This is a genomic window from Tepidimonas fonticaldi (genome assembly GCF_007556755.1).
GTDB lineage: Bacteria > Pseudomonadota > Gammaproteobacteria > Burkholderiales > Burkholderiaceae_C > Tepidimonas > Tepidimonas fonticaldi.
Map to the genome: position 1 here is coordinate 13,190 of NZ_VJOO01000010.1, position 25,125 is coordinate 38,314.

20 protein-coding genes and 1 CRISPR repeat array (1 of these 21 running past the window's edge) are annotated in these 25,125 nt (G+C 69.7%); of the genes, 8 read left to right on the top strand and 12 right to left on the bottom strand.

Going from position 1 to position 25,125, the window contains the following annotated elements:
• Positions 1-5,665: a CRISPR direct-repeat array (repeat unit 28 nt; unit sequence GTCTGCCCCGCGTGAGCGGGGATCGACC) (it extends 169 nt beyond the left edge of the window).
• A gap of 212 nt (positions 5,666-5,877) precedes the next feature.
• The 3 genes from Tfont_RS06660 to Tfont_RS06670 all read left to right on the top strand — a co-directional run bounded on the left by Tfont_RS06660 (position 5,878) and on the right by Tfont_RS06670 (position 7,174).
• Entirely contained in the window at positions 5,878-6,066 is a 189-nt protein-coding gene (locus Tfont_RS06660) for a hypothetical protein (RefSeq protein WP_143968863.1), read from the top strand.
• A 120-nt stretch (positions 6,067-6,186) separates the two neighbouring features.
• Positions 6,187-6,456 (top strand): hypothetical protein, encoded by a 270-nt coding sequence (locus tag Tfont_RS06665; protein ID WP_143968864.1) that lies wholly within the window; start codon positions 6,187-6,189, stop codon positions 6,454-6,456.
• Positions 6,457-6,826: 370 nt separating this feature from the next.
• A complete protein-coding gene (locus Tfont_RS06670; RefSeq protein ID WP_143968865.1) occupies positions 6,827-7,174 on the top strand; it encodes a phage virion morphogenesis protein in 348 nt (115 codons plus the stop codon).
• Positions 7,175-7,276: 102 nt separating this feature from the next.
• On the opposite strand, the gene Tfont_RS06675 is transcribed toward Tfont_RS06670, so the two are convergent.
• Positions 7,277-7,795 (bottom strand): hypothetical protein, encoded by a 519-nt coding sequence (locus Tfont_RS06675; RefSeq protein WP_143968866.1) that lies wholly within the window; start codon positions 7,793-7,795, stop codon positions 7,277-7,279.
• Here Tfont_RS06675 and Tfont_RS06680 point away from each other — a divergent pair.
• On the top strand, positions 7,794-7,976 hold the full coding sequence (locus Tfont_RS06680; RefSeq protein WP_143968867.1) for a hypothetical protein: 183 nt from the start codon (positions 7,794-7,796) through the stop codon (positions 7,974-7,976). The two genes, Tfont_RS06675 and Tfont_RS06680, sit on opposite strands and share 2 nt — an antisense overlap.
• Before the next feature lie 481 nt (positions 7,977-8,457).
• On the opposite strand, the gene Tfont_RS06685 is transcribed toward Tfont_RS06680, so the two are convergent.
• The 4 genes from Tfont_RS06685 to Tfont_RS06700 form a co-directional block, all read right to left on the bottom strand.
• Positions 8,458-9,612, bottom strand: a complete 1,155-nt coding sequence (locus Tfont_RS06685; RefSeq protein ID WP_143968868.1) for an aminotransferase class V-fold PLP-dependent enzyme — start codon at positions 9,610-9,612, stop codon at positions 8,458-8,460.
• 96 nt (positions 9,613-9,708) lie between these two features.
• Entirely contained in the window at positions 9,709-10,839 is a 1,131-nt protein-coding gene (locus tag Tfont_RS06690; RefSeq protein ID WP_143968869.1) for a YbdK family carboxylate-amine ligase, read from the bottom strand.
• A 10-nt stretch (positions 10,840-10,849) separates the two neighbouring features.
• On the bottom strand, positions 10,850-12,082 hold the full coding sequence (locus tag Tfont_RS06695) for a cation:proton antiporter domain-containing protein (RefSeq protein WP_185974487.1): 1,233 nt from the start codon (positions 12,080-12,082) through the stop codon (positions 10,850-10,852).
• A 2-nt stretch (positions 12,083-12,084) separates the two neighbouring features.
• Positions 12,085-12,948, bottom strand: coding sequence for a class I SAM-dependent methyltransferase (locus Tfont_RS06700; RefSeq protein ID WP_143968871.1), 864 nt, complete (start codon positions 12,946-12,948; stop codon positions 12,085-12,087).
• A 103-nt stretch (positions 12,949-13,051) separates the two neighbouring features.
• On the opposite strand from Tfont_RS06700, the gene Tfont_RS06705 reads away from it, so the two are divergent.
• Positions 13,052-13,642 (top strand): DEAD/DEAH box helicase family protein, encoded by a 591-nt coding sequence (locus Tfont_RS06705; RefSeq protein WP_143968872.1) that lies wholly within the window; start codon positions 13,052-13,054, stop codon positions 13,640-13,642.
• 6 nt (positions 13,643-13,648) lie between these two features.
• Here the strand turns inward: Tfont_RS06705 and Tfont_RS06710 are convergent, their stop codons facing one another.
• Complete coding sequence (locus Tfont_RS06710; RefSeq protein ID WP_143968873.1) at positions 13,649-14,398, bottom strand: MgtC/SapB family protein; 750 nt, start codon at positions 14,396-14,398, stop codon at positions 13,649-13,651.
• 110 nt (positions 14,399-14,508) lie between these two features.
• On the opposite strand from Tfont_RS06710, the gene Tfont_RS06715 reads away from it, so the two are divergent.
• Together Tfont_RS06715 and Tfont_RS06720 are read left to right on the top strand one after the other, a co-directional pair.
• On the top strand, positions 14,509-14,964 hold the full coding sequence (locus tag Tfont_RS06715) for a MarR family winged helix-turn-helix transcriptional regulator (RefSeq protein ID WP_143968874.1): 456 nt from the start codon (positions 14,509-14,511) through the stop codon (positions 14,962-14,964).
• A 55-nt stretch (positions 14,965-15,019) separates the two neighbouring features.
• Complete coding sequence (locus Tfont_RS06720) at positions 15,020-15,436, top strand: organic hydroperoxide resistance protein (protein ID WP_143968875.1); 417 nt, start codon at positions 15,020-15,022, stop codon at positions 15,434-15,436.
• Between the two features lie 4 nt (positions 15,437-15,440).
• Here Tfont_RS06720 and htpG read toward each other — a convergent pair whose 3' ends face one another.
• The 6 genes from htpG to Tfont_RS06750 form a co-directional block, all read right to left on the bottom strand.
• The gene (htpG, locus tag Tfont_RS06725; RefSeq protein ID WP_143968876.1) at positions 15,441-17,378 is read right to left on the bottom strand and encodes a molecular chaperone HtpG; all 1,938 of its coding nucleotides are present in this window, start codon (positions 17,376-17,378) and stop codon (positions 15,441-15,443) included.
• Positions 17,379-17,489: 111 nt separating this feature from the next.
• The gene (locus Tfont_RS06730) at positions 17,490-18,266 is read right to left on the bottom strand and encodes a pseudouridine synthase (RefSeq protein WP_143968877.1); all 777 of its coding nucleotides are present in this window, start codon (positions 18,264-18,266) and stop codon (positions 17,490-17,492) included.
• The gene (locus Tfont_RS06735) at positions 18,263-20,677 is read right to left on the bottom strand and encodes a putative bifunctional diguanylate cyclase/phosphodiesterase (RefSeq protein ID WP_260682296.1); all 2,415 of its coding nucleotides are present in this window, start codon (positions 20,675-20,677) and stop codon (positions 18,263-18,265) included. The genes Tfont_RS06730 and Tfont_RS06735 overlap by 4 nt, the downstream gene beginning before the upstream one ends.
• Complete coding sequence (locus Tfont_RS06740) at positions 20,674-21,276, bottom strand: methylamine utilization protein (protein ID WP_221934275.1); 603 nt, start codon at positions 21,274-21,276, stop codon at positions 20,674-20,676. Before Tfont_RS06740 ends, Tfont_RS06735 begins: the two co-directional genes overlap by 4 nt.
• Complete coding sequence (locus Tfont_RS06745; RefSeq protein WP_260682297.1) at positions 21,273-22,181, bottom strand: DUF4394 domain-containing protein; 909 nt, start codon at positions 22,179-22,181, stop codon at positions 21,273-21,275. The genes Tfont_RS06740 and Tfont_RS06745 overlap by 4 nt, the downstream gene beginning before the upstream one ends.
• 74 nt (positions 22,182-22,255) lie before the next feature.
• The gene (locus Tfont_RS06750) at positions 22,256-22,972 is read right to left on the bottom strand and encodes a Crp/Fnr family transcriptional regulator (RefSeq protein ID WP_143968878.1); all 717 of its coding nucleotides are present in this window, start codon (positions 22,970-22,972) and stop codon (positions 22,256-22,258) included.
• Between the two features lie 204 nt (positions 22,973-23,176).
• Here Tfont_RS06750 and Tfont_RS06755 point away from each other — a divergent pair, with 204 nt between their 5' ends.
• The gene (locus Tfont_RS06755; protein WP_143968879.1) at positions 23,177-25,123 is read left to right on the top strand and encodes an AMP-dependent synthetase/ligase; all 1,947 of its coding nucleotides are present in this window, start codon (positions 23,177-23,179) and stop codon (positions 25,121-25,123) included.
• The last annotated feature ends 2 nt before the right edge of the window (positions 25,124-25,125 follow it).

A 25,125-nucleotide genomic window follows, 5' to 3' on the forward strand; every position in this document is an offset into this window, starting at 1 on the left:
AATTTGCTGTCATCGTCTGCCCCGCGTGAGCGGGGATCGACCGCTGCGCGAGCTGCTGGGCGAGCGCTTCGGCGAGTCTGCCCCGCGTGAGCGGGGATCGACCTCGAAGGCCGCGCCGATGGCCCGCAGATGGAGCGTCTGCCCCGCGTGAGCGGGGATCGACCCCGCGCCCAGTCACGCAGCGCGTAGCTCTTGAAGTCTGCCCCGCGTGAGCGGGGATCGACCCAGGTCGCAAGCTGCCGCATGATGTGGAGGTGAGTCTGCCCCGCGTGAGCGGGGATCGACCTCCGTGGTTCCCGGCCGAGCTGGAGGCCGAGCGGTCTGCCCCGCGTGAGCGGGGATCGACCTTGCGCAGGCTTGGCTACGTGTTCGGCACGCACGTCTGCCCCGCGTGAGCGGGGATCGACCCTAACCAGATCGCCCAGCGCGATCATTCCAATGGTCTGCCCCGCGTGAGCGGGGATCGACCCTCGTCACCAAGCTGGTCAAACACTTCGCTGATGTCTGCCCCGCGTGAGCGGGGATCGACCTCCTCCGCAGCCAACGTCGATGCGTCGGATGTGGTCTGCCCCGCGTGAGCGGGGATCGACCACGGCACATAGGGGAAAAAGCGGTGGCTGTACGGTCTGCCCCGCGTGAGCGGGGATCGACCCCAGCTCGACAGCGAGCTGCTGCAAAAGCAGGCGTCTGCCCCGCGTGAGCGGGGATCGACCCACGCCCATGCGCTGCTGTTGCGGCAGCTTCTCGTCTGCCCCGCGTGAGCGGGGATCGACCCACGGTTACCGACCCGATCGCATGATCGCCATGGTCTGCCCCGCGTGAGCGGGGATCGACCTGCCCACGGCGGCCTGGGTGCGGAAGGCATCGCGTCTGCCCCGCGTGAGCGGGGATCGACCCCAGCGCATCGAGATCGACGGCCAGACCTTCGAGTCTGCCCCGCGTGAGCGGGGATCGACCTTGAGATGGTATTTGAGGCGGCGGCCATCGCCCGTCTGCCCCGCGTGAGCGGGGATCGACCCTTCTCGCCGGGCATCAGGGCCTGCAGCTGCTCGTCTGCCCCGCGTGAGCGGGGATCGACCCTTCGACCAGGCTTTCGACATCCTGCTCAGACAGTCTGCCCCGCGTGAGCGGGGATCGACCCGTTTGCCAGACGTCGAGCAGGAGGGGTACATCGTCTGCCCCGCGTGAGCGGGGATCGACCCCCTTCTTCCACCTCCCACACCTTGACCCATCCGTCTGCCCCGCGTGAGCGGGGATCGACCTCCGGTCAGGGCGGCAATGCTCCGGCGGTTGATGTCTGCCCCGCGTGAGCGGGGATCGACCGCACGCGGCCCATCTCGTCCTGCGTTTTTTCGAGTCTGCCCCGCGTGAGCGGGGATCGACCCCGCATGACGGCGGTGCGCGATACCATTGATGCGTCTGCCCCGCGTGAGCGGGGATCGACCTGTGGTTGGTGATTGTCAGCATGAGACGCTCCTGTCTGCCCCGCGTGAGCGGGGATCGACCTGGTCTGCCATGCGTAATACGAGGTGGCCGGCGGTCTGCCCCGCGTGAGCGGGGATCGACCTGGCGACATCCCGGGGGTGAAGTCGCCGCCGATGTCTGCCCCGCGTGAGCGGGGATCGACCCCTGGTGCTGGCCGAGCGCCTGGGCCGCAGCGAGTCTGCCCCGCGTGAGCGGGGATCGACCGCTTGGGCGATATGCTGGCGGGGCGCCATGTGAGTCTGCCCCGCGTGAGCGGGGATCGACCCCTGGTGCCGGTCACTGGCATTCTGCGCGAGATGTCTGCCCCGCGTGAGCGGGGATCGACCCCCCGCACGCACATGGTGACCAAGAGCAAGACCGTCTGCCCCGCGTGAGCGGGGATCGACCCTTGTCGTCCGGGTAGGGCTCCAGCGCTGGGCGGTCTGCCCCGCGTGAGCGGGGATCGACCCACGACCCGTGCGCCGTCGGCTGGCGAAAGCTGGTCTGCCCCGCGTGAGCGGGGATCGACCCCCAAATGCCAACCCCACGTATAAGGTGATCAAGTCTGCCCCGCGTGAGCGGGGATCGACCCCAGGGGGATCATTCGACTCGCCCGGACAGTTCGTCTGCCCCGCGTGAGCGGGGATCGACCCGACGCTCAGGCTGGCCAAGAGCCGCAGGCGCTGTCTGCCCCGCGTGAGCGGGGATCGACCCGACGCTCAGGCTGGCCAAGAGCCGCAGGCGCTGTCTGCCCCGCGTGAGCGGGGATCGACCCATGGCGTAGTCCTCCAGCACGGCGCGCACGGCGTCTGCCCCGCGTGAGCGGGGATCGACCCATCGTCGGCCCCGGCGGCATCCGCCTGCAGAGGTCTGCCCCGCGTGAGCGGGGATCGACCTGTAGACGACCGCTCCGTCTGTGTGGTGCACGAGTCTGCCCCGCGTGAGCGGGGATCGACCTCGAGGGGACGGACGCCAACGATTACGCCAGGGGTCTGCCCCGCGTGAGCGGGGATCGACCCGACCTGCAGATATCCGGTTGGCGTGTTGAGGTGTCTGCCCCGCGTGAGCGGGGATCGACCCCCGCCTCGTTTGGTTCTTGGTACCTGCCAGAAGTCTGCCCCGCGTGAGCGGGGATCGACCCGAGTGTCTGGAGCGTGAGATGCGGTACGCGCAGTCTGCCCCGCGTGAGCGGGGATCGACCCGCCGACGCAACGACCGGCCGCGCGATGCCGAGGTCTGCCCCGCGTGAGCGGGGATCGACCCGATCACGATATCCTGTGTTGCGCCGTACATCTGTCTGCCCCGCGTGAGCGGGGATCGACCTTATCTTCCCTGACCGCCTTTGCAATCCCTCGCGTCTGCCCCGCGTGAGCGGGGATCGACCCCATCCGGAGACTGACTGAGACATGGGGAGCGTGTCTGCCCCGCGTGAGCGGGGATCGACCCGCCGACGGCTACCTGGAGCGCAAGGTGACCGAGTCTGCCCCGCGTGAGCGGGGATCGACCCCCACAGGGGAAAGAGGCGATAGCAACCACGCTGTCTGCCCCGCGTGAGCGGGGATCGACCGTACACCCTGGCTATTGCCCGCGTCTTGCTGTGGTCTGCCCCGCGTGAGCGGGGATCGACCTCAGCGGGCCGCTGGCAGCCTGAAGCGCGGCAGGTCTGCCCCGCGTGAGCGGGGATCGACCCCAGGGCCACTTGACACTCGTGACGGGATCCTTGTCTGCCCCGCGTGAGCGGGGATCGACCCGAGGTGCAGGCCATCCGCTCGCATGGAGGTGTGTCTGCCCCGCGTGAGCGGGGATCGACCCATCCCGCCGACAGTGAAGCCACGCCTGCACTGGTCTGCCCCGCGTGAGCGGGGATCGACCCGACCATGGCCGACATTCCGACCACCGAGCCCCGTCTGCCCCGCGTGAGCGGGGATCGACCTCTTGGCGATATCGTCTACCCGGGCCATCCAGTGTCTGCCCCGCGTGAGCGGGGATCGACCTCGTCCATGTAGCGCACATACTCGCGAACGCCAGTCTGCCCCGCGTGAGCGGGGATCGACCCATCGTGTCGATGCGGTCCACGTCGATGAGCTGGTCTGCCCCGCGTGAGCGGGGATCGACCTCACCCTGGACCGGCTGGAGCTGATCAGCCGCGGTCTGCCCCGCGTGAGCGGGGATCGACCCTTCGCGAACCTCGATGGTCGCACCACGGCCATGTCTGCCCCGCGTGAGCGGGGATCGACCCGACAAGTTGAATATGGCCGACGAACGCGCCCAGTCTGCCCCGCGTGAGCGGGGATCGACCCATGCTGGAGACCCTTGTCACGCGCGGGCCGTGGTCTGCCCCGCGTGAGCGGGGATCGACCGCTGGTGCAGGCGGCGATGCGGGCCATGGGGCTGTCTGCCCCGCGTGAGCGGGGATCGACCCCGGCTGGATCAGCTTGCTGCGCCCACGGCGGCGTCTGCCCCGCGTGAGCGGGGATCGACCCCAGACGGCACCGTCCCAGCTTTGAACCAGAACGTCTGCCCCGCGTGAGCGGGGATCGACCCAACCCGGCGTTCCCGCCGCTGCCCCAGTGGCCGTCTGCCCCGCGTGAGCGGGGATCGACCCTGGTGATCCATAGCGCGTCACCGCTTCGCGTCGTCTGCCCCGCGTGAGCGGGGATCGACCTCGGCTCGACGAGCGGCTGCCAGTCGGCCAGCGGTCTGCCCCGCGTGAGCGGGGATCGACCCTCGGCGAAGTCGCCGATGGCATAGGCCTTGTAGTCTGCCCCGCGTGAGCGGGGATCGACCCGAGCGGCAGCAGCGTTTCGCGGCCTTCATCCGGTCTGCCCCGCGTGAGCGGGGATCGACCCGGCGAAGCCGCGCCGCAGCGAGACGCGGGCGCGTCTGCCCCGCGTGAGCGGGGATCGACCCCCCGACGGCACGCGGATCACCTCATCCGACGGGTCTGCCCCGCGTGAGCGGGGATCGACCCGCCGTCTCGGTGACGAATGCCACCGACCTGATGTCTGCCCCGCGTGAGCGGGGATCGACCCTCGTCGGGCGTGTAGACGCCGAGGATGACGTCGTCTGCCCCGCGTGTGCCCCGCGTGAGCGGGGATCGACCTCTACCGGCGCGACTTTTGGGACAAGGTGCGAGGTCTGCCCCGCGTGAGCGGGGATCGACCTGCTGCGCCAGCTTTGCATGCCGGCCACGTCGCGTCTGCCCCGCGTGAGCGGGGATCGACCCATCAGAAAGCCACCAGGATAGGACTTCATGTTGTCTGCCCCGCGTGAGCGGGGATCGACCCCGCACCGTGCTGTTCACGACCGTGATGCGCGCGTCTGCCCCGCGTGAGCGGGGATCGACCCTCCTGCGCCCAGGCGATGGGGTCGTTCATCGCGTCTGCCCCGCGTGAGCGGGGATCGACCCGGGGTCAAGCTCCACCTGCGCGCCCTCAAGCAGTCTGCCCCGCGTGAGCGGGGATCGACCGCACCGGCCTCGGCTCCGGCGTGGCCGACATGCGTCTGCCCCGCGTGAGCGGGGATCGACCGCCCTCGGGGTCGCGGCTGGCGTAGCCCATGGCGTCTGCCCCGCGTGAGCGGGGATCGACCAGGGATGAGCGGGATAGCTTCCACAATAGGCCAGTCTGCCCCGCGTGAGCGGGGATCGACCCCGATAAGCTCGACCACTTGATCGACCACGCGCGTCTGCCCCGCGTGAGCGGGGATCGACCCGGCCAGACGATGGCGCGGTAGATGCCGCCGCGGTCTGCCCCGCGTGAGCGGGGATCGACCCAGCCCGCCCAGGCCATCCGCCATGATCTCGTGGTCTGCCCCGCGTGAGCGGGGATCGACCCGGCCGCTTCAGCGCTGCCGCCACCTCAGGTGCGTCTGCCCCGCGTGAGCGGGGATCGACCCGCTGCGCTGGGTGCTGCTGACCGCCCTGTGGCGTCTGCCCCGCGTGAGCGGGGATCGACCCTCATAAGCAGGATCAAGAGGGTAAGCACTTATGTCTGCCCCGCGTGAGCGGGGATCGACCTGCCGATGACTTCCAAAATGGCCTTGGCATTGGGTCTGCCCCGCGTGAGCGGGGATCGACCCTTCGAAAGCTCGCCGAAGGCGAGATGGTGATAGTCTGCCCCGCGTGAGCGGGGATCGACCCGGCAGCCAGGCGCCCGAGGGGCCGCGCAGCATGTCTGCCCCGCGTGAGCGGGGATCGACCACAAGCCCTCGATCGGGCGATTCTGCCGGCCCACCAGCGCCAGCTTCTCGCCCAGCTGCGCATGGCTGCGGGCGGCCTCCGCCGTGCGCGCCTTCAGGCGATCCATGTTCTGGCCGAGGGACTGCAATGCGCCATGCGCCGCCCCGGCGGCTGCCGTGACCAGAATCCCGAGCGTTACCGTTGCGCCTGCCATGCTCTATACTTGTCTAGCCATGTCTTCGGAAAACCTTGCCCTCGCCGCGCTCTGCGCCGCCATGGCCGCGCCCGCGCTGGTCGTGCTGATCACCGGCGGCAGTCTTGGCGTCGCGCTGCTGGCGGCCGTCCTTTGCCTGCCCGTCAGCGGCCCGATCATGGCCGCCGTTTTCGGCGCCGCCACGGAGCTGTTCGGGCCGAAGCACTAACCGCCGCCGCGCTCGGCCCTGATCTGCTCCTGCGCCAGCTTCACCCAGCGCAGAAAATCCCCCCACCCCCAGCGCATCGATTTCCGAGTCTGCCCCGCGTGAGCGGGGATCGACCCGGCCTTGAAGCAAAAGCGTGAGCATCCGGAGCTTTCGGCTTCCGAATACGCCATCGCCCAGGACGTCATTGACCTGGCCACCCACCGAGTGCAGGACGGCGCAAGTCTGATCTACGTGCGCGCACTGTCAGCCGGGAAGTCCGGTGGCCACGTGCTGGTGGTCAAGGCCACCCGCACGGGCAAGGCGTTGTGGGTGACGAGCGTTCGACGGCTTTCCAGGCAACAGGCGGAGCGCGAAGCCGAGATCGCGCGCCTGCTGAAGAAAGGGAAATGAGGTGAGGCCGCGCCGGATCGACCTCGCGGGGCTGGCGTGGCGGGCTCCCCTGACCGCCACGAGGGCCTTGCGACCCCGGTGGGTGAAATTCCCCACCAACCTTCGGCGTCAGGCGCGCCTTCAGCTACTGCCGGGAGACTTTGCCGCCAGCCCTTGCGTGCAGTATAGCCCATGATCCGCATCGACATCGACAACCGTGAAGTCGCGCGCCTGCTGCGCAAGGCAGAAAAGAAATGAGGCGGCACCTGGACCGCCTCGTGGGGCTGGCGCGCCGGACTCCCGCGCCCGGCGACGGCACCTTTGGGCCCCAGGTCTGCCCTCACCAGATGGAGGGAGATTTTGCCGCCAGCCCTTGCGTGCAGTATAGCCCATGATCCGCATCGACATCGACGACCGCGAAGTGCGGCAGGCGCTCGAAAACCTCCAGCGCCGCGTCTCCGACCTCACCCCCGTCATGCACGACATCGGCCAGGTGCTGGTGGAGGGCATGCGCGCGCGGCTGCGCGACAGCCGCGACGTGGAGGGCCGCCCCTTCGCGCCCAACTCGCCCGTGACGCTAGCACGCAAGAAGGGCGCCCGCCCCCTGGTGGACTCCGGCATGATGGCCAGCCAGTTCGCCTACCAGGCCGGGCGCGATACGTCCGATTACCGCCTCTTGCCGCGCATCATCGACGCTGCGCGCATGGAGGATGCCGGTGTCACGGATACAGGCCGGTGATCCATCGAGCTGATCCATGAGATCGACGGCGCCGAATACCACGCCGTATTCGAAATTCTGACGAAGCGCCGCATGCTGGAGCTCAAAACGATGTACGAGAGATCAGGGCGTCCCCCCATCATACGTCCGTAACGCTTCGCGGTATGAGCGCGACGATGGGATGCAACCGCCCCTTGGAACAAGCTTAGCACAGTCATGAGGCGATGACCAAACCCCATCCGCATCGAAATCGACGACCGCGAAGTGGGCAAAGCGCTCGCCGAGCTTCAGCGCCGCGCCGGTCAGGGGCACATCGAGCGCAGCAAGCTCATCTGCGCTCATGTTGGCGGTGTTGCCAAGTGCGGCAAGTGGATGCTCAACACCGATGGCCTGCCGCATGTAGCTCTCCAGCCCGAAACCGGTTACGACTTGACCAACGGCAGCAAGCTGCGCCGCAGTGGTGCCCATGCGAGATGCCGCGTTCGATACGCCGGCAATGGCAGCGCTCAGGCGCTCGGATGAAGAACGCCATCTATCCATCACGCCGCGCATGCCATCGAGCGAGCTCGCCGCGGCGCGCAGCGGTGCGCTAAACTGGTCCTTGAGCGTCAACAGCGCCGAGATGGCAAGGGTGGCGGACATGCTGGATTCGATCCTTTCCTACGCCAATGATCACGCCTGGGCGGGCTGGGCATTGACGCTTTTTCTGTTTGCGCCGCCCATCCTCATGGCTGCCGCCAAAAAAGCGAGCGGACTGCAGTCGCTCGACATCATCATCGGCTGGTTGGCCTTGCTGCTCATACTGGCCCTGCTCATGGCATGAGTCCGCGCGCCTTGAGCGCGGCCTGGGCGCGCCGACACCACTGGCGGTACTCGTCGATGTCCATCTCGCGCACCACGGCGGGCGGCCAGTTTTACTGGCTCCCAAGGCCAGTGGGCTTTGAAAGCCGCAGCCTATCGCGCATACCCTCGGCCAGCGCCTGGCCGATGTCGCGCATGACGGGGTGAGATCACCTCGGCGGCACTGGAGGCTGGCAAACGCCTCGCGCCCTTTGCAGTCGTCGACGTCGATGCGGATCGGTGCCTCAATGAAGCGCGGTCTAACAGCGCCGTCGTCGCGGGAGGGCGCTTACGCCTCTCGGTGATGTGCTAACCTTTGCGTTGAGCGGCGACGATCCCCCTTGGTGGGGGCGCGCTAAGTAGATGGCCGGTTCGAATCCTGGCGTCGCCGCTCAAGCGCTCGCCTCGCGCCAACGCCCGCGGGCCATTCATCGGCTGTAGCTGGCCCAGCTGCCGCGATCGCACTAGGTGCACGTCGCCTCCTGCGCCACCATCCCCAAACGATCCAGCGCCTGGGCCAGATGACCCACGGTGCGCTCGATATGCAGCAGTTTCTCCAGCCCGAACAGACCGACGCGGAAGGTCCGGAAGTCGGCCGGTTCGTCGCACATCAGCGGCACCCCCGCGGCGGTTTGCAAGCCAACTGCGGCAAATTTTTTGCCATTGGCGATCTCGGGGTCGTCGGTGTAGCTCACTACCACGCCCGGTGCCTGGTAGCCGGGCGCGGCCACACTTGCCAGACCACGCGCCTCGAACAGGGCCCGCACGCGCTGGCCCAGCTCGAACTGCGCCGCGCGCATCGCCGCAAAGCCGTGTGCGCGCGTCTCCTGCATCACATCACGCAGTCGCGCCAGCGCATCGGTGGGCATGGTGGTGTGGTAGACGTGGCTGCCTTGCTCGTAGGTTTCCATCACCTGCAGCCACTTCTTCAGGTCGCAGGCAAAGCTGGTGCTGGTGGTGCCGTCGATGGCCTGACGCGCGCGCGGCGACAGCATCACCATGGCGCAGCACGGCGAGCCGCTCCAGCCCTTCTGCGGCGCCGAGATCAGCACGTCCACCCCGGTGGCGCGCATGTCCACCCACATCGCGCCGGAGGCGATGCAGTCCAGCACGAACAGCCCGCCCACCGCGTGCGCGGCCTCGGCCACCGCGCGCAGGTAGTCGTCCGGCAGCATCATGCCGGCGGCGGTCTCCACGTGCGGCGCGAACACCACCGCCGGGCGCAGGGCGTGGATCGTGCGCACCACCTCGTCCAGCGGCGCCGGCGCCCACTGCGCCTGCGGCTCCTCGGCCACGCGGCGGGCCTTCAGCACGTGCGCCTCAGCCGGGATGCGGCCCATGTCGAAGATCTGCGTCCAGCGGTAGCTGAACCAGCCGTTGCGGATCACCAGCACGCGCCGGTCGGCGGCGAACTGACGCGCCACCGCCTCCATGCCGAAGGTGCCGCTGCCCGGCACCAGCGCCACCGACTGCGCGCCGTACACCTCCTTGAGGATGCCGCCGATGTCGGTCATGACGCGCTGGAAGCGCCTGGACATGTGGTTGAGCGCGCGGTCGGTGTAGACGACCGAGAATTCGAGCAGACCGTCCGGGTCGATGTGGGGCAGCAGGCCGGGCATCAGTGTCGTCTCCTGGGTGGTGGATGCGGGAAAGCGGGCGCCCCCCGCGCCGGCGGGGCCCGGGGGCATGGGGCGGCAGGCCGGGGCGCGTGCCGGTCAGCTTAGCACGCCGTCGCGCAGCGCGTCGACCGCAGCGCGCACCACCGCCTGGATGCTGCCGGTGCGCGCGTGCACCGCGCGCAGCTGGCGCGCGTGGTTGCCGGCCGCGCCGGCCACGGCCTCCAGCTCTGTGAGCGCCGCCGCGCTGCCCAGCGCCTGCGCGTGCGGCTCCAGCCGGCGCAGCGTGGCCAGGATGTCCTCGCGGATCGACAGCGGCTCGCGCGTGCGCGGGTGCACCATCGTGCCCTCGAGCCCGAAGCGGCACGCCTGGAAGCGGTTGTAGGTGTAGACGAGGTAGTCGTCCTCTTGCGGCGGCGGCTCGCCGCCCTCCAGCAAGTGGCGGCACAGCGCCTGCAGGTAGCAGGCCAGCGCCGCGGCGCGCTCCACCGTCAGCGGCGTGTCGCAGACGCGCAGCTCGATCGTGCCGTACTCGGGCTTGGGGCGGATGTCCCAGTAGAAGTCCTTCATCGACTTCACGACCCCGGTGGACTCCATTTTGCGGAAGTACCCCTGCTCGAAGTCGTCCCAGCGCAGCACGAACGGCGCGCGGCCGCTGAGCGGAAACGCGAACACCGAGTTGAGCCGCGCCGAGTCGAACAGCGTGTCCACGCCCTGGAAGAACGGCGAGGAGGCCGACAGCGCGATGAAGTGCGGCACGTAGCGGTTGAGCGCGTGCAGCAGGAACAGCGCCTCGTCCGCCGAGCGGCAGCCGATGTGCACGTGCTGCCCGAACACCGTGAACTGCTTGGCCAGGTACCCGTACAGGCCCGAGAGCTGCTGGAAGCGCGGCTTGTCGAAGATGCGCTGCTCGAACCAGCGCTGAAACGGATGTGTGCCGCCGCCGGCCAGCTCGACGTTGAGCCGCTCGGCCGCCGCGAGCAGCGTGTCGCGGATCGCGCGCAACTGCGCCAGCAGCGCGTCGTGGCGCGTGTGCACGCCGGTGGCGATCTCGATCATGCTCTGCGTCATCTCGGGCGTGACGCTGCCCGGAAATGGCGCGCGCTTGAGCAGCGCGAGCAGGTCGTCCGCACTGCTCGACAGGTCCTGATCGTAGGTGTTGACGATCTGCAGCTCCAGCTCGACCCCCATCGAGAGCGCATCGGACTGCTTGAACGGCTCCAGCGGCATCGACCACTCCTCACTGCGGCGGGGACGCGGACGCCCCCCCACGGTCCGGCCCGCTCGGGGCCAGCACGGCTTCGCGCGCGGCGACCAGCGCCCACTGGCTCACCCAGGGGCCGAGCAGCTCCAGCCACAGCAGGGCGGCCGTCAGGTGCCACAAGGCCTCGGTCGCGGGCGGCAGCCCCAGGGCAATGCTGCGCTCCAGCAGCAACAGGGTCATGGCGGACATGGGCAGCAGCGCCACGCCGGTGAGCACACCCTTGCGCACGGTCGTGCCGCTGGGCACGGCCAGCGCGGCGTTGAACACCACCGGGATCAGCACCCGCGCCGCCAGCACCACCGCCGCGGCGGCCCACACCGCCCCCTGCGTCAGCGCGCCCCACGACATGCGCGAGCCGACATAGACGAACAAAAACACCCCCAGCAACAACCCCAGGGTGCCGAAATCGCGCTGGGCGTTGGCAACGAACACCCGGCGCTCGCGCAGCAGCACGCCAAAGCTCAACGCCGCCAGCAGCGGCGACAGACGCAGCGCGTCCGCAACGACGGTCAGCCACACCAACGCGAGCGCATAGCCCACCGTGGGCGCGGTGGACGTACCGAACGGCCCGCGCACCAGCGCCGTCACCATCACCGCCAGCGCCACCCCCAACGCGACCGACAGGCCGACGGCATACACGCTGCTCAGGGCGGCCTGCACCCAGTCGCCTTGGGCGCTCAGGTGCCAGTACCCGGACACGCCTTTGACGAACAACACGGCCATCACGGCCTGGATGGCCGCCAGATGCAGCACACGCTCGGTCACCTGCCCGGCCGCACGCAAATCGTTGGCCACCCGCAGCAGGCTGGCCGGCGACGCCGCGACCGCCACCGCGGCCACCAGCGGCCGCCACTCGGCCGCCACGCCTACGGCCCCCAGGGCCCAGGCCACCGCCGCAAAAATCGCCACCGACTGCGCCACCCCGGTCAGCAACACCCACGGGTTGTGGCGAAACCAGCCCAGATGGATGCGGCAGCCCAGCTCGAACAGCACCAACGACAGCGCAAACTGGGCCAGCAGCGCCGCGCCCCCGCCCTCCGCCACCGAGCCCGGCGTCAACCCGATGGCGCTGCCGACCAAGCCCACCGCAACGTAGACGCTCACCCGCGGCACGCCGCGCGGATGGGCACGCTCGGCCAGCCACCAGGCCAGCCACAGCAGCGCGGGCCACACGACCAGCGCCGCCAGCTTCGGATCGAAACCAGCCATGGTCATGCGACCGCGAAACGCGCGCGCAGTTCCTCCAGGCCCAGTTCATCGAGCATGCGGGCCAGGCGCTCGGCCGCGCTGCGCTTGCGCCGGCCGGTGCGGCGCGCGACGATCAGCTCGTTTTTCATCGAGTGCTCCCAGCCCACCAGCTCGGTCACGGTCACGTCGTAGCCGCTCGCTTCCAGCCGCAGACAGCGCAGCACATTGGTGACCTGGCTGCCAAACTCGCGCGTGTGCAGCGGGTGGCGCCACAGCTCGGCCAGCGGCGTGCGCGCCAACTGCAGCGCCTTGTGGCGGCGCAGCGCAGCGGCCACCTCGGCCTGGCAGCACGGCGCCACGACGATGGCACCGGTCTGGCGCTGCAAGGCAAAGTCGATGGCATCGTCGGTGGCCGTATCGCAGGCGTGCAAGGCCGTCACCACATCCACCTGGGCGGGCAGCGCGGCCATCGCCTCGCGCACCGTGGCCGCCACGAAGTGCATGCGCGCAAAGCCCAGCCGTTGCGCCAAGGCGGCGGAACGCTCGACCAACTCGGGCCGCGCCTCCACGCCCCAGACGGCACCCACCGGGCACGCCGCCAAAAAGCGGTCATAGAGCAAAAAGCCCAGATACGACTTGCCCGCCCCGTGGTCCACCAGGGTCACGTCGCCGCGCTCGGCAACGGCCGCCTGCAGCAAGGGCTCGATGAACTGCAGCAGGTGATTGACCTGCTTGAGCTTGCGCCGCGAATCCTGATTGAGCCGCCCGTCGCGCGTCAGGATGTGCAGCTCCTGCAACAGCGCAATCGACTGGCCGGGGTGCAGCTCGGCCAGCACCTCGGGGGGCGGCCCCGCGGGCGGGCGCCGGGGGGATGGGGGTCGGGTCATGGGCGGATCATACGGCCGGGGTCGCCCCCCGCGACACACAGGCGCCCGCGGCGGTGCTAGGATTGAAGCCAACCGGGGCTGCGGCCCGGCTGAGGAGACTGCCATGGGCACCATCGTCGGCTACGTGACGCCAAACCTGCCGGAAAACAAATTGCGGCGCTACCCGACCAAGGTCATCAACATCGTCGGCGGCCCGGGCTGTGACAAGTCCCTGTACTCCTCGGCCATCATCCTCAAGCTGCACCTGATGCACAAGACCGTGGAGCTGGTGCCCGAGGTGGCCAAGACCCTGGTCTGGCAGGGCGACCACGAAGCGCTGCGCAACCAGTACGGCATCGCGCTGCACCAGTTCCGCCTGCTGGAGGTGCTCGACGGTCAGGTGCAGTACCTGGTGACCGAAGGCGGGCTGCCGCAATTGCTCTACTACAACGCGCGCCACCCGGATAACGTCTGCGACGTGGACAAGACACGCCGCCAGATCCTGGAGTGGTACCGGCAGTTCGACAACGTCAACGTCTTTGCCCAGCGCGACCCGGACAAGCCCTACATCCGTGCCGGACGCCTGCAGGACGAAAACCGCGCGCGCGAGATGGACAGCGAGATGCGGACCCTGCTGTCGGCGGAGGGCATCAAGTACACGCTGCTGCCGCCGGATCACCGCAAGATCATCGAGTTTGCCGGCACGCTGGAGTGAGGTGCCTCAGTTGCGGGCGTGGGCCAGCTCCACGGCCTGCACGCCGCTGAGGGCGCGCAGCCGGCGTGTGACGTCGGGCAGGGACACGTCGGTACCCACGCGATGGGCGACCATCACGAAGTGCCAGCGGCTCTCGCCGCGGCCGGTATGGATCTGCAGCGACCCGTCTGCCAGACGGAACCCCCACTCGGCCAGCGCCTCGCGCAGGTCGTCGCCCCCGGGCTCTTGCCCATCGACGAAGGTCACCGTGACCGCCAGCGCGGACAGCGCCGGCAGACGCGCCTCGATGCGCCCGCCCCACATCATCAAGCCGGCGGTCAGCCCCGCGAGCAGGATCGCCGCCGCATACAGCCCCACGCCGACCAGCACGCCGATGGCCGAGGTCGCCCAGATGGAAGCGGCGGTGGTCAGGCCGCTGATCGTGAAGCCGTCGCGCATGATGACCCCGGCGCCGAGAAAGCCGATGCCGGTCACGATGCCCTGGATGACCCGCGTGGGATCGGCCGCCGCGACGGCGCCCGCATCCGCCTGCCCCCACCAGAAGCCCGGATAACCGACGAAGGCGGTCAACGCCGCCGACGCCATGCAAACGATGCCGTAGGTGCGCATGCCGGCCGCGCGGCTGTGGTAGGACCGCTCATAGCCCACCAGCAACCCCAGCACCAGCGCCCCCAGCAGGCTGGCAAACACCAGCAGATTGGCCTCCAGCACCGGCGGGGACCAGTAACGGTCCCACAGCGACAACCCCGACCCCATGCGCACCCTTTCGTGTCCCGCCAGCGCGGCGCCTCTGGGCGATCTTACGCCGGATGGGGATCGGGGATATTTATATTGAACACTATTTAATTGTGTGCTACATTTTGCACATGACTGCACCGCCCCTCGACCCCGACGCCGCTCTGCGGCTGGACCACCAGCTCTGCTTCGCGCTGTACTCGGCCTCGCTGGCCATGACGCGGCTGTACCAGCCGCTGCTCAACGCCCTGGGCCTGACGTATCCGCAGTACCTGGTGCTGCTCGCGCTGTGGGAGCAGGACGACGTGACGGTCTCGGTGCTGGGCGATCGGCTGGGGCTGGACTCCGGCACGCTGACGCCGCTGCTCAAGCGCCTGGAGGCGGCGGGCCGGCTGCAGCGCGTGCGCGACGCGGCGGACGAACGGCGCGTGCGCGTGCGGCTGACCGCCGACGGTCGCGCCCTGAAGGCCCGCGCGCAGCACATCCCGGGCTGCGTGCTCGCGGCCTCCGGCTGCAGCATCGGCGACGTGGGCACCCTGACGCGCCAGATCCGACACCTGCGCGAACGGCTGTTGGCCGGCGCCTGACCCCGTTTTTCCACCGGCCGCCGCGGCGGCTTCCCTCCCCCCGAAAGGACTCGACATGCCCTCCCTGGACAAAGTGCTCTACACCGCCCGCGTGCACACCACCGGGGGCCGCGACGGCGCCTCGCGCTCCGACGACGGCCGCCTGGACGTGCGCCACAGCCTGCCCGGCACGCCCGGAACCGGCACCAACCCCGAGCAACTGTTCGCCGCCGGCTACTCGGCGTGTTTCATCGGGGCCCTCAAGGGCGTGGCAGGGCGGCAAAAGATCGCCCTGCCCGCCGACGTGGCCGTCGACGCCGAGGTGGACCTCGGCCCGATGGGCGAGGCCTATGGCATCGCCGTGCGGCTGACGGTGCACCTGCCCGGCCTGGACCGCGCCCAGGCGCAGGCACTGGTGGACGCCGCGCACCGCGTCTGCCCGTATTCGAACGCGACGCGCGGCAACATCGACGTCACGCTGACGCTGGCCTGATCGCTCAGACCAGCAGCGCGTTGACGCGGCGCACGTAGCCGGCCGGGTCCTCCGGCAGGCCGCCTTCGGCCAGCACGGCCTGGTCGAACAGGATGTGGGCGTAGTCGTCGAAGCGCTCGCCGGCATCCGCCAGTTTGCGCACCAACGCGTGCCCGGCGTTGACCTCCAGGATGGGCTTGACGTCGGGCGCCTGCTGCCCCGCAGCCTTGAGCAGGCGCGCGAGCTGCAGCGAGTACTCGCCGTCGTCCACCACCAGGCAAGCGGGCGAATCGACCAGCCGGCTCGTCACGCGCACGTCCTTGGCGCGGTCCTTGAGGATCTCGCGCAGGCGCTCCAGCACCGGTTTGAAGGTTTCGGCCGCCTCCTCGGCGGCCTTCTTCTCGGCCTCGTCCTGCAGCTCACCCAGGTCCACCGCGCCCTTGGCCACACTGCGCAGCGGCGTGCCGTCGAATTCGTGCAGAAAGGACAGCGCCCACTCGTCCACGCGGTCGGTCATGAGCAGCACCTCGATGCCCTTCTTGCGGAAGACTTCGAGCTGTGGGCTGTTCTTGGCCGCGGCCAGCGTATCGGCGGTGATGTAGTAGATCGCCTCCTGGCCCTCTTTCATGCGCGCCTTGTAATCGGCCAGGCTGACGCTGACCGCGTCGCTGTGGGTGGAGGCAAAGCGCAACAGCTTGGCGATGCGCTCGCGGTTGGCAAAGTCCTCGCCCAGCCCTTCCTTGAGCACGGCGCCGAATTCGGCATAGAAGCGGCTGTACTTGCCGGCCTGCCGCTCGGCCTCGGCCTTCTCGTCGGCGCTGAGCTGCTCCCACGCCTCGCCGGTGGGCAGCACGTCCTTCTTGGCCAAATCCTCCAGCATGGACAGCACGCGGCGCGTGTTGCCGTCGCGGATGGCCTTGACGTCGCGGCTTTCCTGCAGCAGCTCGCGGCTGACATTCAGCGGCAGGTCGGCCGAGTCGATCACGCCCTTGACCCAGCGCAGGTACGCCGGCATCAGCGATTCGGCGTCGTCCATGATGAAGACGCGCTTGACGTACAGCTTCACCCCGCCGCGCTTGTCGCGGTTCCACAGATCGAACGGCGCCTTGGCCGGGATGTAGAGCAGTTGGGTGTACTCGGTGCTGCCCTCGACGCGGTGGTGGCTCCACGCCAGGGGCGCTTCGCTGTCGTAGCTCAGGTTCTTGTAGAACTCGATGTACTGCTCGTCGCTGATGTCCTTCTTGGGACGCGTCCACAGGGCGCTGGCGCTGTTGACCGCCTCCCACTCGTCTTGGAGCACGTACTCGCCCTTGTCCTTGTCCCAGACCTCCTTCTGCATCAGGATGGGCAGGCTGATGTGGTCGGAATATTTGCCGATGATGGACTTGAGCTTCCAGCGGTTGAGGTATTCGCTGGCGTCGTCGCGCAGGTGCAGAATGACGCTGGTGCCCCGCGCGGCGCGGGTGATCGTCTCGGTGTCGAAGGCGCCGCTGCCGTCGCTGCTCCAGCGCACGCCCTGCTCGGGCGGCAGACCGGCGCGGCGGCTTTCCACCGTGATGCGGTCGGCCACGATGAAGCCCGAGTAAAAGCCGACACCGAACTGGCCGATCAGTTGCGCGTCCTGCTTCTGGTCGCCCGAGAGCCGCTGCAAAAAGTCGCGCGTGCCGCTCTTGGCAATAGTGCCCAGGTGCTCGATGGCCTCGGCCTCGCTCATGCCGATGCCGTTGTCGGTGATGGTGATGGTCTTGGCCGCCTTGTCGAAGGCGACGCGGATCTCCAGGTTGGGCTGGTCCTCGTAGAGCGAGGCGTCGGCCAGCGCCTCGAAGCGCAGCTTGTCGCAGGCGTCGGAGGCGTTGGAGATCAGCTCGCGCAAAAAGATGTCGGGGTTGGAGTACAGCGAATGCGTGACCAGGTGCAACAGCCGGGCCACTTCGGCCTGGAAGGCATGGGTGTGCTTGCTCATGGGGCTCGGTTCGAATGCAGGAAAGGGAAGAGGACGGGGCGGCGCACGCCGGAGGGCACGCCCCGCTGCCGCCCCAGAGATGGGGGCGCGCGCCGGCCTTTCAAGGCCGGCTCAGAACCGCTCGTGCTCACCCAGATAGCGCCACTGGCCCGGTGGCAGCGCCCCCAGCGCCACACGGCCGATGCGCACGCGCTTGAGGCCCACCACGTGCAGGCCGACCAGCTCGCACATGCGGCGGATCTGGCGCTTGCGCCCCTCGGTCAGCACGAAGCGCAGCTGCTCGGGGTTGAGCCAGTCCACCTGGGCCGGGCGCAGCGGCACACCGTCCAGCGCCAGCCCGTGGCGCAGGCGCGCCAGCCGCTCCGCCGGAAACACGGCCTGCACGTTCTGTGCCACCACGCCCAGGCCTTTCGGTCCGTTGGGAGCCCACTGCACGCGCACCAGGTACTCCTTGTCCACAGGAGATTGCTCGCCGATGAGGGCCTTGGCCACCCGGCCGTCTTGTGTGAGCACGAGCAGGCCGGTGGAATCGATGTCCAGCCGGCCGGCCGGCGCCAGTCCGCGCGCGTGCGCCGGCTCGAAACGGCGCGGCGAGCGGTCTTCGCGCCAGCGTGTCTGCGGCCGGATCAGCGTCGCCGCGCTCGGGTGGCCGTCTTCGGGCTGGCCACTCACATAGCCCACCGGCTTGTGCAGCAGGATGGTCACTTGCTGGCGCTGCTGCGCCCGCGCCGGCGCCGCCACCTCGACGCGATCGGCCTCGGTGACGGTCTGCCCCAGCGCGGCCGGCCGGCCGTTGACGCGCACCCAGCCGCGCGCGATCCAGTCGTCGGCCTCGCGGCGGGAACACAGGCCCAGCTGCGCCAGCCGCTTGTTCAAACGGATGGTCATGCCGGGACTGTACCGGACGCCGCCGGCGCCCCCGGCGACCCGGACGCCCGCGCGCGGCACCAGGCGTCCCAGTCCGCGACCGGCATGGGCCGGGCGATGTGGTAGCCCTGCGCCTCGTCGCAGCCCAGGGCGTGCAGGGTGGTCAGAATGGCGGCGTTCTCCACCCCTTCGGCGACGACGCTCAGCCCCAGGTTGTGCGCCAGGTCGATGGTCGACCGCACGATGGTGGCATCGTCCGCGTCGCGCTCCATGCCGGCAACGAAGGAGCGATCGATCTTGAGCTCCTGCACCGGCAGGCGCTTCAGATAGGCCAGAGACGAGTACCCGGTGCCGAAGTCGTCGATGGCCAGCCGGAAGCCGAGGTCGGCCAGCCGGTTGAGCGTCGCCTCGGCCCGCTGGGGGTCGTCCATGATCGCGCTCTCGGTGATCTCCAACCCGATGGCGGCCGGGTCGATGCCGTGGCCGCGCCGCCAAGCATCGAGCCAACCCGCCAGGTCGGGGTCCATCAGATCGCGCGTGGACAGGTTGACGGCCACGCGCAGCCGCGGACAGGCGGCCTGCAGGACAGGCCACTGGCGGGCGGTCTCCTCCAGCATCCAGCGCGTGAGCACCCGCACGAAGCCGGTCTGCTCCGCAAACGGAATGAACTGCATCGGCGGCACCAGGCCGCGCTGCGGGTGCCGCCAGCGCACCAGCGCCTCGGCCGCCACCACCGCCCCGCTGGCGACCTCGATCTTGGGCTGCAGGTACAGGCGCAGCTCGTGCCGGTCGATGGCCTGGCGCAGGTCGCCCAGCAGGGACAGGGTCTGCGCGCTGGCCACGTCGAGCGCGGCGTCGTAGCGCAGCAGGCCCACCGCGCGCGCCTTGGCGGCGCGCATCGCGATCTCGGCATGGCCGAGCAGCGTATCGGCGTCCGCCCCGTCGCCCGGCCACACCGCCACCCCCATGCCCACGCTGAGGTCGACCGTCTGCTCGTCCAACACCAGCGGCGCCTGGAAAGCCGCGGCCAGCCGTTCGGCCAGGGCCAGGGCCTGCGCAGCATCGGCGTCGGGCACCAGCACGCAGAACTCGTCGCCGCCCAGCCGGGCCAGCATCCCGCCCGGGGGATCGACCGTCTCGCGCAGGCGCGCCGCCGCCGCCCGCAACACCGCGTCGCCGAAGGCATACCCAAGCACGTGGTTGATGTGCTTGAAGCGGTCCAGGTTGAGCGTCAGCACGGCGAGCGGACGGGCGGCATCGCGACCGTCGAGCGCCTGCTGCAACGCCAGCCGGAAGCGGGCCCGGTTGGGCAGCTCCGTCAGCCGGTCCTCGAAGGCCATGCGGCGGATCTCCGCCTGCTGGCGGGCCAGACTGCCGCGCATGGCCTCGAAGCCCCGCGCCAGCCGGCCGACCTCGTCGTTGCGGTCGGTACCCGCGAGCGCGACATCGGCCTCGCCCTGCTCGAGCGCGCGGGCGGCGCGGGTGAGCGCGCGCAGCGGCTGCGTCACGCGGCGCATGGCCCCCCAGTTGACGAGGGCAAACAGCAGCACCCCGAGGGCGGTGATGCCGCCGAGCAGCCACTGCAGGCGCACGAAGGGGGCCATCACCTCGTCCACCGAGCGCAGGAGCACCGTGCCCACGGAGCCGTTGAGCGATTCGAGCCGGAAGGCGCGCGCCAGGTAGCGCTCGCCGTCGAGCGCGAGGGCGCTCTGCCCGGGCGGCAACGCGGCGAGCGCCGCCTGCCGATGCGCCGGCTGCGCGGCCCCAGCGCCCACGATCACCGCCGGCGGCTGCCCCGGCACCTCACCAACCACCGCCACATGGACGGCAAACAGGCGATACAGATCGTCGGCCAGCGCCTGGTCGATCGGAAAACTCATCAGCACCCAGCCGATCACGAGCGGGGCGCGCACCGGCACCAGGACGAACTGGTAGGGCGTGCGGCCGAGAAAGGCCAGCGCGCTCGTGCGCGCCGGGTCCGCCAACCCCTGGGCCACGGCCTGCAGGGTCGCGGTCGCCTGCGCCGGCGCCAGCGACCAGGCCGGAAACGGCGAGTGCGCGACCAGGGTGCCGCGTGCGTCGAAGAAGGCGGACAGCACCGAGCCGATGCGCTCGCCGTGGTTCTCGAGGGCGGACTGCGCCGTCTCGCGGTCGCCGGAGGCAACCGCGGTGCGAAAGCCGTAGTCGCTGGCCAGCAGCTGCGCGCCCTGCTGCAGCCGGGCGGCGTTCTGTTCGAGCAGGCGCCGCCAGACGCGCTCACCGGTCGCCAGTTCCTTGGCGATCTCGGCCTGCGCCTGGGTCTCGATCCCGGCCCGCACGAAGACGAACACCACCGCCTGCACCAGCAGCAGCAGCGCCACGCTGATGCCCACGATGCGGGGGGCCAGGCGGACGTCCCGCCAGCCCGCACGCCAGTTGGGCCACGCGCTCAACGCGCCACCTCCGTGAGCACGGCCTCGACCACCGCGGGCGCCCCCTCACGCAGGGTCACCGCCCGGCGCACCCCCGCGGCCCCGACCGGCAGGTCGCGGTGCCAGACGACCAGGGCGTAGCCGCCCGGCGGCACCCCGTGCAGCCGGGCCTCGCCGCGCGCGTCGGCGCGGGCGTGATGGGGCGTGTCGGCCACGACCACCCAGGCCACCATGTGGTCGTGGATGTTGCATCCGAGCAGCGCCACCCCGGCACGGTCGAAGACGACCGGGTTCGCCGGGGTGCCGGCGTAGAGCTTGATCTCGAACGGCTTGACCGGCGAGAGCGAGTAGACATGGTGACGGACCGTGTCGTGGTTGGGGAACGCCACGGCGGTGCCGCGCGTGACCACCAGCACCTCGGGCACGAACGCCTTGTCGCGCTGGACCATCTCCACGCCAGTCATGGGACGGACGGCGGCGGACGCCTGCGGCGACTCCAGCATGACGACCGCGCCCGGCAGGGGCTGCCCGCGGGCGTCCCGCACCGCGACACGAAGCTCCGCCGCCGACACCGCCATCGCAGCGGCGAGGCCGGCGAGGCCGGCGAAGACGCCCCTCATGGCTCGATCGCCAGCCCACGCAGCGGCTGGCCATCGCCGACGCGATCGATGACCGTGGCCCGTCCCGTGGCGAGGTCGATGCGCACCAACCGGGTATACGGAACGTCGGCCGTGCGCACCGCCGCGAGCGCCTCGTTGCCGACGTCCGAGATGTCGAAGGACGCATCGAGCAGCGGCCCGAGCCCGAGCGGTCCGATCGTCACCAGCCGCCCCAGATTGGGCGAGACGGCCGGCACCGCATCCTCGTGCGAGCCCTGGCGCACCAGCGTGCCGGCGGCCGCATCCAGCGCGTAGTTGGTCGTCTTGCGCTCGTCGCGGGTGTTGTACGTGTAGCCGGCCGCGACGATGCGCGGAGGCTGACCGGCGCGGGCATCCCCGTCCTCGTAGCGGAGATCGGGATCGCGCTGCACCCCGTCGGCCTGCGGATCGAAGTCGACCAGCACGCCCGTGTCCGGATGCAGCCGGGCATTGAGCCCGTCCGCCCCCACCAGCCGGATGCGATCGGCGGCGGGGTTGAAGTCCACGCCGAACGGCCCCGGACCGAGCGCCAGCGGCTGCGGCGGGCCGACCGGACGCACCTCGCCGCTGGCCGTGTCGATCACCACCACGCGCGCGGCCGTCGTCACGCCGTAGAGCGTCCCCCGTGCCACCCGGTAGTCGATCCCGATGAGCGCTTCATCCCCCGGCAGGCCACGCAGCGTCACCTGCCGCCGCACGTCGGCAGGGCGGTCGGCCGCGACCTGCAACAGCGTGCCCTGCTCGGTCAGCGCCCACAGCAGCAGTGGCGCGGCGCGGGGCCGGGGCCCGGGTGTGGCCGCGGTGGCCGCCGCGGCCAGCAGACAGCCGACCGCGCCCAGAACCCGACGCCACCGGGACCGGGTATCGCTGCAGTGCATCGCGTGCATGTGCGCCTCTCCATCAGTTCGTTCGCCGCCGGACAGGCATCTTACAGCGAATGCGCGCACCCGGCACCGCCGCCTCACGGCCCGGCGCGACCGGCACTGCGCAGCGTGTCCAGATCCAGCACGCGCAGCCCCCCGTACTCCACCCGAATCGCGCCCGCCTGCTGCCAGCGCGCCAGCGCCTGGTTGACGCGCTGGCGCGACAGCCCCACGAGGTAGGCCAGCTCCTGCTGGGTGATGCGCAGGACCTGCCCCACCCCGGGGAACAAGCCCGGGTGGAACAGGTTGGCCAGGCTGCGGGCGACGCGCACGTCCGGGTCGGTGATGCGGTCGATCTCGCGCGCGGCGATGAACTGGCCCAGACGCTCGTTGAGCTGGTTCATCACGAACCGGTTGAAGCCGATGGAGTGGTCCAGCAGCCAGTGGAAGGTCTCGACCGGCAGGCCGACGACCAGGCTGCGGCGCAGGGCCTGAACGTTGTAGCGGTAGATCTCGCGCTTGAGCGCCGTCCCCTCGCCGAACCACCCCCCGGGCGCCAGGCCGGTAAAGGTCATGATCGGGCCTTGGCTGTCGTCGTTGCTCATTTTGAGCAGCCCGTCGATCAGCCCGAACCAGTAGGTGACCGGCCGGCCGACGCGGCAGATGTAGTCCCCGGGCTCGGCCTCGCTGACGATCAGGGCGCTTTCCGCCCGCTCGCGCGCCGGCCCTTCCAGCCGCGCGATCCAGGGGATGCTCTCCAGTTCGGCAGCGGTCAGGGCGCGCGCCCGCTGTCGCAGTCGGTTGGCATGGCTCACGGTGGTCCCTCGAACTCCCGCTGTGGTGTCGCCATTCTTCGCCCACGCTCTCCCGCGCCCGAAAGCACCTAGGGAAAGTCCCAGTCAGGGCAACCCCTAGATTGTCAACGGACAGACAGAACAGCGTCAAACGCACCCGTACATTTGCGGCAACACAGCGGCACCGCCTCGTGTTGACACGACCGCCGCGGCAGAGGAGCCTGTATGCAAACGACATTTCCCCGCCTGCTGATCCAGCACGCGAGCGCGCGCCCGGACGCGCCCGCCATGCGCGAAAAGGAATACGGCATCTGGCAGACGACGACCTGGCGCCAGATGCTGGAGCGCGTCCGCCACATCGCCTGCGGACTGCACCAGCTGGGCCTGCGCCGCGGCGAGCATCTGGTGGTCATCGGCGCCAACCGCCCCAGCCTGTACGCCACCATGCTCGCCACGCAGTCGCTCGGCGCCATCCCGGTGCCGCTGTACCAGGACGCGGTGGCGGCCGAATGCGTCTTCCCGATCAACAACGCCGAGGTGCGCTTCGCGGTCGTGGAGGACCAGGAGCAGGTCGACAAGATGCTGGAGATCCGGCCACAGTGCCCGCAACTCGAGCACATTCTGTTCGACGATCCGCGCGGGCTGCGCAACTACGACGAGCCCGGACTCGCCGGCCTCGAGGAGGTGCAGGCGGCCGGCGCGGTGTTCTGCCAGCAGCACCCCGACTTCTTCCAGGAAGAGATCGACAAAGCCCAGCCCGATGACGTGGCGGCGATGTTCTTCACCTCCGGCACCACCGGCAACCCCAAGGGGGTGGTGCACACGCATTTCACGCTGCTCAACCGCGCCGAAGTGGGCGCCAGGTTCGACAAGCTCACCGAGCGCGAGGAGGTGCTGGCCTACCTGCCGCCGGCCTGGATCGGCCAGAACATCTTCAGCTACGCGCAGTGGCTGGCCTGCGGCTACGTGGTGAACTGCCCCGAGTCGTCCAGCACGGTGATGATCGACCTGAAGGAGATCGGGCCGACCTACTACTTCGCGCCGCCGCGCGTCTTCGAGGGCCTGCTGACCAGCGTCATGATCCGCATGGAGGACGCCGGCGCCCTCAAGCGCAAGCTGTTCCACACCTTCATGGACGTGGCCCGCCGCGTCGGCCCGCAGCTGATGGACGGCAAGCCCGTCGGTCTGGGCGACCGGCTGCTGTATGCGTTGGGCGACATCCTGATCTACGGCCCGCTGCGCAACACGCTGGGCTTTTCGCGCGTGCGGGTGGCCTACACCGCCGGCGAGGCCATCGGCCCGGACCTGTTCACCTTCTATCGCTCGATCGGCATCAACCTCAAGCAGCTCTACGGCTCGACCGAGACGGCCGTGTTCGTCTGCCTGCAGCCCGACCACGAGGTCAAGGCCGACACCGTCGGCGTGCCGTGCGAGGGGGTAGAAATCAAGCTGTCCGAGCAGGGCGAGATCCTGGTGCGCTCGCCCGGGCTGCTCAAGGAGTACTACAAAAACCCCAAGGCCACCGCCGAGGTGCTGGACGCCGACGGCTGGTACCACACCAGCGACGCCGGCTTCCTGGACAGCTCCGGGCACCTGAAGATCATCGACCGCGTCAAAGACGTGGGGCGCCTCAAGGGCGGGCCCAACGACGGCGCCATGTTCGCGCCGAAGTACGTCGAAAACAAGCTCAAGTTTTTCTCGTACATCAAGGAGGCGGTGGCGTTCGGCGACGGGCGCGACAAGGTGTGCGCGATGATCAACATCGACTTCGAGGCGGTGGGCAACTGGGCCGAAAAGCGTGGCCTGCCCTACGCCGGCTACACCGACTTGGCCGGCAAGCCCGAGGTCTACGCCCTGATTCAGGAATGCGTCGAGAAGGTCAACGCCGACCTGAGCCGAGACGCCATGCTGGCCGGCTGCCAGATCCACCGCTTCCTGATCCTGCACAAGGAGCTCGACGCTGACGACGGGGAACTCACGCGCACCAACAAGGTCCGCCGCGGCTTCATCGCCGAGAAGTACGCGGTGCTGGTCGACGCACTCTACGGCGGCAAGACCGAGCAGTACATCGAGACCCAGGTCAAGTTCGAGGACGGCCGTACCGGCCAGATCAGCGCGACCCTGCGGATCGTGGACGCCAAGACCTTCGCCCCCCTGAAGGCCGCGGCCTAAAG